Source organism: Streptomyces sp. NPDC050504 (genome assembly GCF_044458065.1).
Lineage (GTDB): Bacteria > Actinomycetota > Actinomycetes > Streptomycetales > Streptomycetaceae > Streptomyces.
Window position 1 is genome coordinate 183,362 of sequence record NZ_JBITHO010000004.1, and the last position, 13,186, is coordinate 196,547.

Consider the following 13,186-nt stretch of genomic DNA (forward strand, 5'->3'; position numbering starts at 1 on the left):
GGGACCTGACTGATGTCGCTTCTCAACTCCTCTCTCCACGAGCTGGACCCGGACGTCGCCGCCGCCGTCGACGCCGAGCTCCACCGCCAGCAGTCCACCCTGGAAATGATCGCCTCGGAGAACTTCGCTCCGGTCGCGGTCATGGAGGCCCAGGGCACCGTCCTCACCAACAAGTACGCCGAGGGCTACCCCGGCCGCCGGTACTACGGCGGCTGCGAGCACGTCGACGTGACCGAGCAGATCGCGATCGACCGGGTCAAGGACCTGTTCGGCGCGGAGTACGCGAACGTCCAGCCGCACTCCGGCGCGTCCGCCAACCAGGCCGCGCTGTTCGCGATCGCCCAGCCCGGCGACACGATCCTGGGCCTGGACCTGGCGCACGGCGGCCACCTCACCCACGGCATGCGGCTGAACTTCTCCGGCAAGCAGTTCAACGTGGTCGCGTACCACGTGGACGAGGCCGGTCTGGTCGACATGGCCGAGGTCGAGCGCCTGGCCAAGGAGAACAGCCCGAAGGTGATCATCGCGGGCTGGTCCGCCTACCCGCGCCAGCTGGACTTCGCCGAGTTCCGCCGGATCGCGGACGAGGTCGGCGCTTACCTGTGGGTCGACATGGCGCACTTCGCCGGTCTGGTCGCGGCGGGCCTGCACCCCAACCCGGTGCCGTACGCCGACGTGGTCACCTCCACGACGCACAAGACGCTGGGCGGCCCGCGCGGCGGCATCATCCTGTCCCGCGACACCGCCTTCGCGAAGAAGCTGAACTCCGCGGTCTTCCCCGGCTTCCAGGGCGGCCCGCTGGAGCACGTGATCGCGGCCAAGGCGGTCTCCTTCAAGGTCGCGGCGACCGAGGAGTTCAAGGACCGCCAGCAGCGCACCCTGGACGGCGCCCGCATCCTGGCCGAGCGCCTGGTGCGGGACGACGCCAAGGCCGTGGGCGTGGACGTGCTGTCCGGCGGCACGGACGTGCACCTGGTCCTGGTGGACCTGCGCAACAGCGAGCTGGACGGCCAGCAGGCCGAGGACCGCCTCCACGAGGTCGGCATCACGGTCAACCGCAACGCGGTCCCGAACGACCCGCGCCCCCCGATGGTCACCTCGGGCCTGCGCATCGGCACCCCGGCCCTGGCCACCCGCGGCTTCCGGGCCGAGGACTTCGCCGAGGTCGCGGACGTCATCGCCGAGACGCTGAAGCCGTCGTACGACGCGGAGTCCCTGAAGGCGCGGGTCACCGCGCTGGCCGAGAAGCACCCGCTTTACCCTGGACTGAAGTAGTTACGTACGCTTCACCCGGAATACAGGGGCACCGCGCACACTGGAAGGTGAGAGCGGTGCCCCGCCCTTTGCCCCCGACTGCCCCGCACCGCCCTCTGCACCACCCCGGCAGACAACGGCGTCTACCCACCACCTAGGAGTCACCACCGTGGCCATCTCGGTCTTCGACCTGTTCTCGATCGGCATCGGCCCGTCCAGCTCCCACACGGTGGGACCGATGCGCGCCGCCCGCATGTTCGCCCGACGCCTGAAGAACGAGGGACTGCTGGTCCACACGGCGTCGATACGGTCCGAGCTGTACGGCTCGCTGGGCGCGACGGGCCACGGCCACGGCACGCCCAAGGCCGTCCTGCTGGGCCTGGAGGGCGAGTCGCCCCGTACCGTCGACGTCGAGGGCGCCGACGAGCGCGTCGAGCGGATCAAGGCCGACGGCCGGATCAACCTGCTCGGCACCCACGAGGTCCCGTTCTCCTTCGACGACGACCTGGTCCTGCACCGCCGCAAGGCCCTGCCGTACCACGCGAACGGCATGACCCTGTGGGCGTACGACGCCGAGGGCGCCGAGCTGCTCGCCAAGACGTACTACTCGGTCGGCGGCGGCTTCGTGGTCGACGAGGACGCGGTGGAGGGCCAGAGCCCGATCGTCCCGGACGACACGGCCCTGAAGTACCCCTTCCGCACCGGTGACGAGCTGCTGCGCCTGACCCAGGAGACCGGCCTCTCCATCTCCGCGCTGATGCTGGAGAACGAGAAGGCCTGGCGCACCGAGGAGGAGATCCGCTCCGGGCTGCTCGACATCTGGGGCGTCATGCAGGCCTGCGTCTCGCGCGGCATGTCCCGCGAGGGCATCCTCCCCGGCGGTCTGAAGGTCCGCCGCCGCGCCGCGAACTCCGCGCGCCAGCTGCGCGCCGAGGGCGACCCGCTGGCCCGCGCGATGGAGTGGATCACCCTCTACGCGATGGCGGTCAACGAGGAGAACGCGGCGGGCGGCCGGGTCGTGACGGCCCCGACGAACGGCGCGGCCGGCATCATCCCGGCGGTCCTGCACTACTACATGAACTTCGTGCCCGGCGCCGACGAGGAGGGCGTGGTCCGCTTCATGCTCGCCGCCGGCGCGATCGGCATGCTGTTCAAGGAGAACGCCTCGATCTCCGGCGCCGAGGTCGGCTGCCAGGGCGAGGTCGGCTCGGCCTGCTCGATGGCGGCGGGCGCGCTCGCCGAGGTGCTGGGCGGCACCCCCGAGCAGGTGGAGAACGCGGCCGAGATCGGCATGGAGCACAACCTGGGCCTGACCTGCGACCCGGTCGGCGGCCTCGTGCAGATCCCGTGCATCGAGCGCAACGGCATGGCGGCGGTCAAGGCGGTCACGGCCGCGAAGATGGCGATGCGCGGCGACGGCAGCCACAAGGTGTCCCTGGACAAGGTCATCAAGACCATGAAGGACACCGGCGCCGACATGTCGGTCAAGTACAAGGAGACCGCGCGCGGCGGGCTCGCGGTGAACATCATCGAGTGCTGATCCGGTAGGCCGGGGGCCGGAGGGGCCGGGTGCGTTGTCGGCCGCACGCCGTACGGTGTGCGGCATGAACGGTGTGCAGCAGTACTACGCGCAGGAAGCGCAGACCCTCGCGGTGCGGTACGAGAGCGTGGACTTCGAGTTCGTGCACGGCTACGCCCTGCCCTTCCTCCCCCGGCCGCCGGGCCGCGCCCTCGACGTCGGGTCGGGCACGGGCCGGGACGCCACGGCGCTCGCCGCGCTCGGCTTCGACGTCACGGCGGTGGAGCCGGTGCCCCAGATGCGCGCGGAGGCCCGGCGGCTGCACCCCGAGGCGCCGGTGCGGTGGACCGAGGGTTCGCTGCCCGAACTGGCCGCCGTCACCGGCCCGTTCGACCTGGTGCTGCTGTCCGCCGTGTGGATGCACCTCGCCCCGCGGGAGCGGCCCGTCGCCATGCGCCGCATCGCCGGGCTGACCGCCCCCGGCGGCCGGGTGGTGCTGAGCCTGCGCCACGGCCCGGTGCCGGAGGGCCGCCGCATGTACGACGTCCCCGCGGCCGAGACCACGGCCCTCGCCGCGGAGCACGGCCTGACCGTCCTGCACACCAGGACCGGGGCCGACCACCTGGGCCGCGGCGAGGTCCACTGGAGCGAACTGGTCCTGGAGCGGAAGCACCCGTGACCGGCTCCACCCGGTCAGCGGGTGCTGATCCAGTGGGGGTCGGGGACCACGGTGAGCAGGGCCGAGAGGACCACGACCAGCGCGAGCGCCAGTAGTTCCGTACGGACCGCCCGCGCCGTGTCGGCGCGGGACGCGCGCAGCCGGCGGCGGGCCCGCAGGGCGAGCAGGGCCGCCACCGCGACCAGGAGCAGTTTGACGAGCAGGGTGCGGCCGTACGCGGAGCTGAGGACCACGTCCGGGGGGAGTCTGCGGAGGGTGGAGAACGTGCCGGTCACGATCAGCGCGGCGAGCAGCCAGCCCGCGGCGCGGGCGTAGCGGGCGAGCAGCGCCAGGCCCGCGCCCGGGGTGCCGCGCCAGTGCCACATGGCCCGCAGCGCGTACAGCAGGCCGCCGGTCCACAGGGAGGCCGCGGTCAGGTGGACGACCGTGAGCGCCGACCCGGTGAGCGGGCCGTAGGGCTCCGGGTGTGCCCGCAGCGCCTCGGCGACGGTCACCACGGCGAGCGCGAGGGCCGCCGGGAGGGGTTTGCGCAGCCCGGCGCAGAGGGCGGCGGCCGCGAAGGCGTTGGCGGTCAACAGCAGGAGCCCGCCTTCGCGGGTGCCGTAGGTGGCGGTCAGGTCGAGGTCGCTGATGTGCGCGAGGACCGCGATCTGTCCCGCCGTGGCCGCGGTGCCCGCGAGCGCGGCGGGCAGCGCCCAGGGGCGGGGAAGGTCCGCGGGAGCACCGGGCAGCGTGCGGGCGGGGCGGGAGAGCAGCAGTTCGCCCGCCTGGACCGCGAGGGCCGCGAAGAAGACCGTGCGCAGGAGGGTGGTGGCCTCGGCCGCGGGTATCGCCAGCTCTCCGGTGCCGTCCGAGACCGCGTCGAAGCCCAGCAGCGCGACGAGCAGCAGGCCGACGCCTGCCACCGCCGCGGCCAGCGGTGTGACCGGGCGCCTGGCGGCCCTGCGGCGCGCGGCACGGCCCTGGGCGGCGGCGCCGGCGGTGGTGGAGGTGGGGGTGCCGTCGTCGGGCGGGCCGGAGTACATCACTCCACGATCTTCCCCGGCCGGAAAATGCACAGCAACCCACACCCTGTCCATGAGAACGTGCGAACTTCACCCTGACGGATGCATTGGGTGAGCGGAGAACGTTTCTTCTCCCCCGCGTTCCGCCACCGGCTCGTAATGTCGCAAACTGCCACCCCAGACCCCGGTGCGCTCCATGCAGACCTGGTCAGGAGAGGCAGCAGCACATGACCGAACGACTCGCTCCGGCGTCCCCGTCGTCCCCCGTCCTCCCCTCGTCGGGCACCCTGCCTGCGGCGCCGTTCCCCGAGGCGTACGGACAGGTGTACGTCCAGGAGGGCCGTACCGTGTTCGAGGTCCGGGGAGAGATCGACCTGTTGGCCGCCACCCGGATAGGCCCCACCTTCGACTCGGCGACGGGCCGCGCGTCACCGGCCGTCGTCGTCGACCTCAACCGGGTCGACTTCATGGACTGCTCGGGGCTCACCCTGCTGGTGCGCGCGCGGCGCAGGGTCGTGGAGCGGGACGGCACCCTGAACCTGGTCTGCGCCCGCCCGCCCCTGCTGCGGACGATCCGGGCGGCGCGGCTCACGGAGCTGCTGCGGCCCGTGCCGGACATGGCGGAAGCCTTCGCGGCGCCGACCGGACACGATGTGCTGGACGAGCGGTCCTAGGGCCTCTCGTCAGCGCGGGCGCTCGGGGTCCAGTTCGTTCTCCACGACGTCCCTCGCCACCTCGTTGAGTCTGCGCCGCTCCGCGCGCGCGTGGCCGCGCAGGGCGCCGAACGCCTCGTCGGGGTGGATGTCCCAGCGCTCCGCGAGTATCCCCTTGGCCTGCTCGATGACGATCCTGCTGTCGAGCGCCAGGCCCAGCTGTTCGGAGGTCCTGCGGCTCTGGTCGAGCGCGCGGACGTGGCTCAGGAGCTGGGCGCACAGGTCGCCCAGTTCCTGGGCCAGTTCGCGGTCGGCCTTGGGCAGGCCGTCGCCGCGGGAGAGGAGCTGGAGCACCCCGACGGACGGTTCGTCGCCCCTGCGCAGGGGCAGCACGGTGGTGCGGTCGACCCCGGCCGAGAGGGCGCGCTCGGCGAACACCGGCCAGCGGTCCGCGTCCCGTCTGAGGTCGCAGTCGACCAGTTCGCTGCCGGTGCGGAGGCAGAAGTGCGCCGGGCCCTCCTCGTCGGTCTCCGCGACGAGCCGTAAGAGCCCGTCGGTGCCCTCCCAGACGGAGGCCCCGCGCACCCCGTCGGAGGTGGCGCCGAGGAGGACTCCCACGGCCGGAAGGCGCATCAGGTCCACGCAGTAGCCGCACAGTCTGCGCACGATCTCCTGAGCCGGGGCGTCGTCCCCCGCCAGTGCCGCGAGGCCGACAGCGCTGCGCATCCACTGACTCGCCCGTTCCACGTGCGCACCCCCCTGGGATAGGTGTTGCGTGCCGGCAGCCCCCGGCCGCGGCCGGGGGAGCTGCCGACGGGTCAGCCCTGTGCCGAGGGCTGGTCCTGGGACTTGTTCTGGGAGGCCCAGAACTCGTCGAAGGTGAGAAGGCCGTCGCCGTTGGCGTCGTGGGAGTTGATGACGGCCTGGGCCACGGGCTCCGTGACGTACGGGTCCCCGAGCTGAGCCATCACGCTCTTGTACTCAGCGGCCGAGATGAGCCCGTCGCCGTTCAGGTCGAACCGCTCGAAGGCCTTGCGCGCCGACTCGATGTCCGCCACTGCTGTCCACCCCTAACTTGGTGCATTACTGACGGGGGTCAGGTTAACGGCACGGGGGGCGGCGCCGGGGCGAGGGTTCGCCCGGGGAGGCCGGGAGGCCCCCGGGGGCGCGGAGAACCGCGCCCCCGGGGGGGGCGGCGCTCAGCGGAAGATGCCCGTGTGGCCCAGGGAGTAGCGGCCGGGCTGGGGGTAGACCGCCAGGCCGTGGGGGCCGCCGCCCACCGGGATCCGGGCGAGCTGCTTGCCGGTCACGGTGTCGATCGCGTACACCTCGGAGTCGTACCGCCCCGAGAGCCACAGCACCTTGCCGTCCGCGGAGACGCCGCCCATGTCGGGCGACCCGCCGTCCGGCAGGTGCCACTTCTTCGTCAGCCTGTTCCGCGTGAAGTCGAAGATCGAGACCGAGCCCTCGCCCCGGTTGGAGACGTACATCTCCCTGGAGTCGCGGCTGACGTAGAGGCCGTGGCAGCCCTTGCCCGTCGGCAGCAGCTTCGGGGTGGTGAACTTCTCGCCGTCGAGCACCCACATGCCGTGCGCCATCATGTCCGCGATGTAGAACGTCTTCCCGTCGGGCGAGATCTTCACGTCCTGCGGCATGGCCCCGTTGAACGGCAGCTTCTGCTGTCCGACGACCCGCATCTTCTCCGTGTCGACCTTCAGCAGCTCGCCGGAGAACTCGCAGGAGACCACGAAGTAGCGGCCGTCGGCCGAGAAGTCGGCGTGGTTGACCCCGGCGCAGCTGACCGGCACGGTCTTGACCCGGTTCATGGTCCTGGGGTCGCGGAAGACCAGCTCCCGGTCCATGGAGGCCATGACGACCGCGTACTTGCCGTTCGGCGTGAAGTACAGGTTGTACGGGTCGTGCACCTCGACCGGCTTGCCCGCGACGCCCGTGGCGGGGTCGATGGGCGTGAGGGTGTGGCCCCGGTTGTTGTTGACCCAGAGGGTCTTCATGTCCCAGGACGGGACGACGTGCTGCGGCTGGACGCCGACCGGGATCGTCTCGACGACCTTGTAGGTCTTGGGGTCGATGACCGAGACGGTGTTGTCGTTGGTGTTGGGGACGTAGACCCGGGAGGGGAAGTTCCGGACCTCGGGGGCGAGCGCGTTCGGGCGGTCGGCCGCGTAGATGTCCTTGGGGTCGGTCACGGGCGGCATGCCGGGCAGTCCGGCGGGTGCGGCCTTCTTGGGCACGGCGGGCGGCGCGGCCGCCTTCTTGCCCAGGGCCTCGGTCCCGCCGGACTGCGCGCCGCACCCGGCGAGCAGGGCGGCGAGCGCGGCGGCGATCAGGGCGGGGGCGGTGCGCCGGGTGAGGGAGGACGTCATCAGGTCAGCAGCTCCGTGGTGGTCACCGCGCGCAGGCCGCGGCGGTCGAGTTCGGCGAGTACGGCGGGCAGCGCGGCGACGGTGTCCCGGTAGCCGAAGTGCAGGCTGACCACGGAACCGCCCTGGACCCGGTCGGTGACGGAGCGGGTGAGCGCCGCGACGCCGGGCGAGGTGAAGTCGAGCGGGTCGACGTCGTACGAGAGGCAGTGCGGGTAGCCCGCGCGGCGGGCGAGGCGCTGGACGAGCGGGGTGGCGTGCGGGGTGCGGGACGGACGGAACCAGGTGCCGATCGAGCCGGTGAGGCGGCGCAGCCGCAGCGCGCACTGCTCGATCTCGGCGGACGCGTCGCGCTCGGACATCGAGGAGATGTCGAGGTGGCGCTGGGTGTGGTTGCCCAGTTCGTGGCCGCCGTCGAGGATCCGGCGGGCGATCCCCGGGTTCTCGTCGAGCCAGCCGCCCACGGCGAGCACGGTGACGCGCGCCCCGGCCCGTTCGGCCTCGGCGAGCAGGGCGCGGGCGGTGGCGGGGTCGCCCTGGCCGTGGAAGGTCAGCGCCACCCTGGGGCGGTCGCGGGGGCCGTGCCCGATCTCCGGGGGCTGCCCGGGGAACCTGCGGGGCGCGGGGGCGTCCCTGGCCCTGCCGGAGGATCCGGGGGCGTCGGGGGCCCCTGGGCCGTCGGGAGGGTCGGGTTCGCCGGGGGCCGCGGGCGGGACGGGGGCCGGGGCGGTGGCGGGGCCACCGTCCGTACAGCCGGTGGCGAGCGCCCCCGTGAGGACCGCGCCCGCTCCGGCGCGCAGGGCGTCGCGGCGGTGCATCCATGTCACGCGACCATTTAAGGGGCCAAGAGGACAGAAGGTAATGATTGACCCAATTCGGAACCTTCACGGGTCGTGTCGTTCACCCTGCCGCCGACCCTTATGAATCAAGGTTTCACGCGTAAGTACCCATACTTATTCATCGTTTACGAGGTTCGTGGCCCATCTCACCTACGATTCACCTCTAAAGTGTTATGCAATGTCGGGGTTTGTCCCGGTTGGGACCTTTGGCGCTTAGGTCCCCTGTCTGCCATAGTCGGAGACACGACCCCCATTGACCCGGGCCAGGTCGTCAACCTCCGCCGTGGATCCACACCCCACCTCGATGCACGGCGCCCCGCGAAGCCCCCGCAAGGGGGCTTCCGTGTTTTCCGGCCCGCGAGGCTCCGCGCCCGCCCCGGACGCGGGCCCTCAGCGGTCCGCCACCCGCATCTCGAACCAGGTCGTCTTGCCGCGCGGCAGCAGGTCCACTCCCCAGCGGTCGGAGAGCTTGTCGACCAGGAACAGGCCGCGCCCGCTCACGTCCATCTCGTGGACCGGCATCAGACAGGGCAGCCCGCGCGAGGGGTCGCGCACCTCGATCCTGAGCCACCCCCTGCGCCGCACCATGCGCAGCCCGAAGAAGCGCGCCCCGGTGTGCCGCACCGCGTTGCCCACCAGCTCCGACACCAGCAGCACGGCGTGCTCGGCGATCTGCGGAGAGAGCCCCCAGTGGCGCACCACGACGCACTGGGTCAGCCGGCGCGCGCTGGCCGCCGACTCGGGACGGGACGGCAGCTGCACCTCGCCCTCCGCGGGGTTGCCGAACAACTCCAGCGCCTTGAGCGCGAGTTCGTCTTCGGCGACCGGCGAACGGCGCGCGGTCGCGGGCGCGCTGCCGCGCTGCCGCGGTTGCTCCACACCCTCCAGGCCCGCCATGCCCCCATCATGGCCGTCGCAGGCGCGCCGCGGGGCCATGATGGGGAATCACTCCTCCGGAACTTCACATTCCGGTGAAGCGGTTTGGCATATGCCAGGGGCAGAAAATTGCTCTGCGTACCGCCTCTGAGCTGCGAAAACAGCCACCCCTTCGAACCTTGACCCGGTGCGCGAACGGGTGGGAGTGCACGGGCGCACGCCGCGCCCCCGGACCGCCCGCATGGATGACCGGGCGTTCATCCGTTCCCAACTGTCGTCGGCTCAGAGGAACTTGGCCTTTCCGGGGCCCTCCTCGACAAAGCTGCGCATACCGCGCTCGCGGTCCTCGGTGGCGAACAGGCCCGCGAACCAGTTCCGCTCGATGGCCAGGCCCGTCTCGATGTCCGTCTCCAGGCCCATGTCGATCGACTCCTTGGCCGCCCGCAGCGCGATGGCGGGCCCCCGGGCGAGCCGGGCCGCCCAGGCGTGCGCCTGCTCGTACACCTCGGCCGCCGGGACGAGCCGGTCGACCAGGCCGAGCGCCAGGGCCTCCGGCGCCTTCACCGTGCGCCCCGTGAAGATCAGGTCCTTGGCCCTGGACGGGCCGATGAGCCGCGACAGCCGCTGGGTGCCGCCCGCGCCCGGGATCAGGCCCAGCAGGACCTCCGGCTGGCCGAGCTTGGCGTCGTCGGCCGCGATGCGGTAGTCGGCGCAGAGCGCCAGCTCGCAGCCGCCGCCCAGCGCGTAGCCGGTGACGGCCGCGACGACGGGCTTGGGGATGCGGGCGACGGCGGTGAACGAGTCCTGGAGCGCGCGGGCCCGCGCGATCATCGCCGCGTGGTCCATGCGCTGCATCTCCTTGATGTCCGCGCCCGCGGCGAACACCTTCTCGCCGCCGTAGAGGACCACGGCGCGCACGTCGTCGCGGCGCGCGGCCTCTTCGGCGAGCTCGCGCAGCCGGTCCTGGACCGCGACGTCCAGGGCGTTCATCGGGGGGCGGTCGAGACGGATGGTGCCGACGCCTTCGGAGACTTCGAGAGAAACGGTCATGAGGCGAGGTTAATGGCGGTTAACGCACGGGGGCCCGGTGCACTGCGTCACAGTGCACCGGGCCCGTACCTCCGCAGCCGTCGTTCGCGGCTGCTACGCGGTCCACTCCGACCAGGGCATGTTCCAGCCGTTGAGGCCGTTGTCCGGCTTGATCGTCTTGTCCTTGGAGTTCTTCACGACCACCACGTCGCCGATGATCGAGTTGTCGAAGAACCAGGCGGCGGGGGTGCTCTTGTCGTAGGCGCCGCGCACGTCGCGCAGGCCCACGCAGCCGTGGCTGACGTTCGCCGAGCCGAAGGTGTCGCCGGACGCCCAGTAGTTGCCGTGCAGGAAGGTGCCCGAGGTGGACAGGCGCATCGCGTGCGGCACGTCCTTGATGTCGTACTCGCCGCCGAAGCCGACGGTGTCGCCGTTCATCCGGGTCACCTTGAGCTTCTCGCTGATGACCATCTGGCCGTTGTACGTCGTGGTGGACGGGGCGCCCGCGGTGATGTCGACGGTCTTGAGCACCTTGCCGTCGCGCTTGACGACCATCTGGTGGGCGGCGGCGTCCACGGTGGAGACCTGGCTGCGGCCGATGGTGAACTTCACCGTCCTGGCCTGCTTGCCGTACACCCCGGGCCGTCCCTCGACGCCGTCGAGGTTCAGCTTGACGGTCACCTTCGTGCCGGGCGCCCAGTAGTTCTCGGGGCGGAAGTCGAGGCGGTCGTTGCCGAACCAGTGGCCCTCGACCGGCACGGCCGGCTCGGCCGTCACCTTGATGGCGTTCTCCACTGCCTTCGGGTCGGTGATGCCCCGGGTGAAGTGGATCGAGACCGGCATGCCGACGCCGACGGTCGAGCCGTCCTCGGGGGTGTACTGCCCGATGAAGGTGTTCTTCGGCACGAGGGTGGTGAAGGTGGTGTCCTTGGCGGACTCGCGGCCCTTCTCGTCCTTGGCGATCGCGTGGACCCTGTACTTGGTCGCGGCGGCCAGGTGCCCGGTGGGCGCCCAGCTCGCGCCGTCGGCCGCGATCTTCCCCTCGACCGCCTTGCCCTTCGGGTCGGAGACGGAGACCGAGGCCAGCTTGCCCTGCTGCGCGGTGACCTTGAGGGCGCCGCTGGTGGCGACCGAGTCGGCGCCGTCCTTGGGGGCGACGGTGACCACCGCGACCGACGCGGCGTTCTCCTCGACCTTCCCCGCGTCCTTCTCGCCCTTGCCCCCGCCGCCGGCGTCGTCGCCACCGCCGCAGGCCGACACCAGCAGCAGCAGTACGCCCATCAGCAGCGCGATCAGGCCAACGCCGCCCTTCCTCCCGGACGCCCCGGATATCCGCCGCCCCTGCGCAAGCGCCTTCACGTGATCTCCCCTCGCACGGCCTGGCCCCGCCACGGCCCGCACTCCCCTGTGCGCCGCGACTCGCGCGCACCGCGATAGATAATCACACCGGGCGGGGCGGCAACTCCCTGCGAATGTCACCGTTCAGTCCCAACTTGTCCAGGGACTTCTCGGGAACGCCGTGGGACGCCCGGAGCCTTCCGGGACGGCGGGGGCGGACGGGGCGGGGGCCAGGGGCGGCCGTCGGCGCGGAGCGCGGGGACGGGCGGGGCGGGGGCCGGACTCAGCGCAGGGCGGAGCCCGCCTTCCACTTGTCCCACGTCAGGTTCCAGCCGCCCAGGCCGTTGTCGGGCGCGACCTCCTTGTCCCGCGAGTTGACCACCTCGACCACGTCCCCGATCAGGGTCCGGTCGAAGAACCAGCCGGCCGGGGTGTCCGCGCTGCCGCCCTTCACGTCGCGCAGCCCGATGCAGCCGTGGCTGACGTTGGCCGAGCCGAAGGTGCCCGCGGACGCCCAGTAGTTGCCGTGCAGGAAGGTCCCCGACGTGGTCAGCCGCAGCGCGTGCGGCACGTCCTTGATGTCGTACTCGCCGCCGAAGCCGACCGTCCGCCCGTTCATCCGCGTCACGTCGTACAGCTCGGTGACGACCATCTTCCCGTTGTACGTGGTGGTCTTCGGCGCCCCCGCGGTGATCGGCAGGGTGGCCAGCACCTCACCGTCCCTGCGCACCTTCATCGTGTGCGCCTCCGCGTCGACCAGCGACTCCTGCGAGCGGCCGACCGTGAAGCCGACGGTCTTCTGCTGGATGCCGTACACCCCGGGCGCCCCCTCCACGTCGCGCAGCCGCATCTCGACGGTGACCTTCGTGCCCGGCTTCCAGTACTCCGCGGGCCGCAGGTCGAGGCGCTCCTTGCCGAACCAGTGGCCCACCACCTCGACCGGCGGCTGCGAGCGCACGACGATGGCGCGCTCCACGGCGGCACGGTCCGCGACGGGCCGGTTGAAGTCGAACGAGACGATCATGCCGGTGCCGACGGTGGAGCGGTTCTCCGGTTTGAAGTAGCCGATGAAGCGCTCCTCGGGGACGTACGTGGTGAAGGTGGTGTGCCGGGCCGAGCGGCGGCCGTCGCCGTCCAGCGCCACCGCGTCCACCCGGTACTTCGCGGCGAGCGTCAGACGCGGGGGGCCCGTCGGGGCCCAGCGCAGCCCGTCGTCCGAGATCCGTCCCGGCACCTCGCGGGGCTGCGCGTCCTCCACCTGCACGACCCTGACCCGCTCCAGGCGCCCGCTGGGCACGGACACCTCGATGCGGCCGTCCCTCCTGATGCCGCTCGCACCGTCGTCGGGGGTGATCCTGATGGTGTCCCGGGGGGAGGGCGCCTTGTCGCCTGCGTCCGGGCCGCCGCCCGAGCAGCCGGCCAGCGCCACCGCCGCCGCCATCGTGGCCGCCGCCGCCAGGGCCCTGGCCAGACCCGCCCTCGCTCTTTTCGGTGCGTTGTCGCCGCGCTTCGCTGGGTTCTTCACAGCTCGCCCAACGACCGGGCCGCGTCCGGGGAAACGTGAGTACGACCCTTGTTACGGGCAGAACAATGGAGCACCAACACGGGACCACG

At 71.9% G+C, this 13,186-nt stretch carries 13 protein-coding genes; 4 read left to right on the plus strand and 9 right to left on the minus strand.

Annotation, left to right across the window (positions count from 1 at the left end):
• Nucleotides 1-12 precede the first annotated feature (12 nt).
• From glyA to ACIBNE_RS16150, 3 genes are all read left to right on the plus strand, one after another.
• Nucleotides 13-1,275 carry a serine hydroxymethyltransferase gene (glyA, locus tag ACIBNE_RS16140; RefSeq protein ID WP_399271872.1) on the plus strand — a complete coding sequence of 421 codons (1,263 nt, stop codon included), beginning with the start codon at nucleotides 13-15 and terminating at the stop codon, nucleotides 1,273-1,275.
• Between the two features lie 148 nt (nucleotides 1,276-1,423).
• Nucleotides 1,424-2,794, plus strand: coding sequence for an L-serine ammonia-lyase (locus tag ACIBNE_RS16145; RefSeq protein WP_399271874.1), 1,371 nt, complete (start codon nucleotides 1,424-1,426; stop codon nucleotides 2,792-2,794).
• 64 nt (nucleotides 2,795-2,858) lie between these two features.
• Nucleotides 2,859-3,452: a class I SAM-dependent methyltransferase gene (locus ACIBNE_RS16150; RefSeq protein ID WP_399271876.1), complete on the plus strand. Its 594-nt coding sequence runs from the start codon at nucleotides 2,859-2,861 to the stop codon at nucleotides 3,450-3,452.
• Nucleotides 3,453-3,466: 14 nt separating this feature from the next.
• Here ACIBNE_RS16150 and ACIBNE_RS16155 read toward each other — a convergent pair whose 3' ends face one another.
• Nucleotides 3,467-4,477: a CopD family protein gene (locus ACIBNE_RS16155; protein WP_399271879.1), complete on the minus strand. Its 1,011-nt coding sequence runs from the start codon at nucleotides 4,475-4,477 to the stop codon at nucleotides 3,467-3,469.
• Nucleotides 4,478-4,683: 206 nt separating this feature from the next.
• Here ACIBNE_RS16155 and ACIBNE_RS16160 point away from each other — a divergent pair, with 206 nt between their 5' ends.
• Nucleotides 4,684-5,130: an STAS domain-containing protein gene (locus ACIBNE_RS16160; protein ID WP_399271881.1), complete on the plus strand. Its 447-nt coding sequence runs from the start codon at nucleotides 4,684-4,686 to the stop codon at nucleotides 5,128-5,130.
• 9 nt (nucleotides 5,131-5,139) lie between these two features.
• Here the strand turns inward: ACIBNE_RS16160 and ACIBNE_RS16165 are convergent, their stop codons facing one another.
• From ACIBNE_RS16165 to ACIBNE_RS16200, 8 genes are all read right to left on the minus strand, one after another.
• A complete protein-coding gene (locus ACIBNE_RS16165) occupies nucleotides 5,140-5,856 on the minus strand; it encodes an ANTAR domain-containing protein (protein ID WP_399271882.1) in 717 nt (238 codons plus the stop codon).
• Nucleotides 5,857-5,927: 71 nt separating this feature from the next.
• The gene (locus ACIBNE_RS16170) at nucleotides 5,928-6,167 is read right to left on the minus strand and encodes an EF-hand domain-containing protein (RefSeq protein ID WP_399271885.1); all 240 of its coding nucleotides are present in this window, start codon (nucleotides 6,165-6,167) and stop codon (nucleotides 5,928-5,930) included.
• A gap of 141 nt (nucleotides 6,168-6,308) precedes the next feature.
• Nucleotides 6,309-7,493 carry a YncE family protein gene (locus tag ACIBNE_RS16175; protein ID WP_399271887.1) on the minus strand — a complete coding sequence of 395 codons (1,185 nt, stop codon included), beginning with the start codon at nucleotides 7,491-7,493 and terminating at the stop codon, nucleotides 6,309-6,311.
• Nucleotides 7,493-8,308: a polysaccharide deacetylase family protein gene (locus ACIBNE_RS16180; RefSeq protein ID WP_399272932.1), complete on the minus strand. Its 816-nt coding sequence runs from the start codon at nucleotides 8,306-8,308 to the stop codon at nucleotides 7,493-7,495. Before ACIBNE_RS16180 ends, ACIBNE_RS16175 begins: the two co-directional genes overlap by 1 nt.
• Nucleotides 8,309-8,719: 411 nt before the next feature.
• The gene (locus ACIBNE_RS16185) at nucleotides 8,720-9,226 is read right to left on the minus strand and encodes an ATP-binding protein (protein WP_399271889.1); all 507 of its coding nucleotides are present in this window, start codon (nucleotides 9,224-9,226) and stop codon (nucleotides 8,720-8,722) included.
• Nucleotides 9,227-9,487: 261 nt separating this feature from the next.
• On the minus strand, nucleotides 9,488-10,255 hold the full coding sequence (locus tag ACIBNE_RS16190; RefSeq protein WP_399271891.1) for an enoyl-CoA hydratase/isomerase family protein: 768 nt from the start codon (nucleotides 10,253-10,255) through the stop codon (nucleotides 9,488-9,490).
• Between the two features lie 93 nt (nucleotides 10,256-10,348).
• Nucleotides 10,349-11,515 carry an Ig-like domain-containing protein gene (locus ACIBNE_RS16195; RefSeq protein WP_399272933.1) on the minus strand — a complete coding sequence of 389 codons (1,167 nt, stop codon included), beginning with the start codon at nucleotides 11,513-11,515 and terminating at the stop codon, nucleotides 10,349-10,351.
• A 340-nt stretch (nucleotides 11,516-11,855) separates the two neighbouring features.
• On the minus strand, nucleotides 11,856-13,013 hold the full coding sequence (locus ACIBNE_RS16200) for an Ig-like domain-containing protein (RefSeq protein WP_399272935.1): 1,158 nt from the start codon (nucleotides 13,011-13,013) through the stop codon (nucleotides 11,856-11,858).
• Nucleotides 13,014-13,186 lie beyond the last annotated feature (173 nt).

Coding starts and splice junctions, on each gene's coding strand:
- glyA (WP_399271872.1), top strand. CDS start 13: ATGTCGCTTCTCAACTCCTCTCTCCACGAGCTGGACCCGGACGTCGCC.
- ACIBNE_RS16150 (WP_399271876.1), top strand. CDS start 2,859: ATGAACGGTGTGCAGCAGTACTACGCGCAGGAAGCGCAGACCCTCGCG.
- ACIBNE_RS16155 (WP_399271879.1), bottom strand. CDS start 4,477: ATGTACTCCGGCCCGCCCGACGACGGCACCCCCACCTCCACCACCGCC.
- ACIBNE_RS16160 (WP_399271881.1), top strand. CDS start 4,684: ATGACCGAACGACTCGCTCCGGCGTCCCCGTCGTCCCCCGTCCTCCCC.
- ACIBNE_RS16175 (WP_399271887.1), bottom strand. CDS start 7,493: ATGACGTCCTCCCTCACCCGGCGCACCGCCCCCGCCCTGATCGCCGCC.
- ACIBNE_RS16180 (WP_399272932.1), bottom strand. CDS start 8,308: ATGCACCGCCGCGACGCCCTGCGCGCCGGAGCGGGCGCGGTCCTCACG.
- ACIBNE_RS16185 (WP_399271889.1), bottom strand. CDS start 9,226: ATGGCGGGCCTGGAGGGTGTGGAGCAACCGCGGCAGCGCGGCAGCGCG.
- ACIBNE_RS16190 (WP_399271891.1), bottom strand. CDS start 10,255: ATGACCGTTTCTCTCGAAGTCTCCGAAGGCGTCGGCACCATCCGTCTC.
- ACIBNE_RS16195 (WP_399272933.1), bottom strand. CDS start 11,515: ATGGGCGTACTGCTGCTGCTGGTGTCGGCCTGCGGCGGTGGCGACGAC.
- ACIBNE_RS16200 (WP_399272935.1), bottom strand. CDS start 13,013: ATGGCGGCGGCGGTGGCGCTGGCCGGCTGCTCGGGCGGCGGCCCGGAC.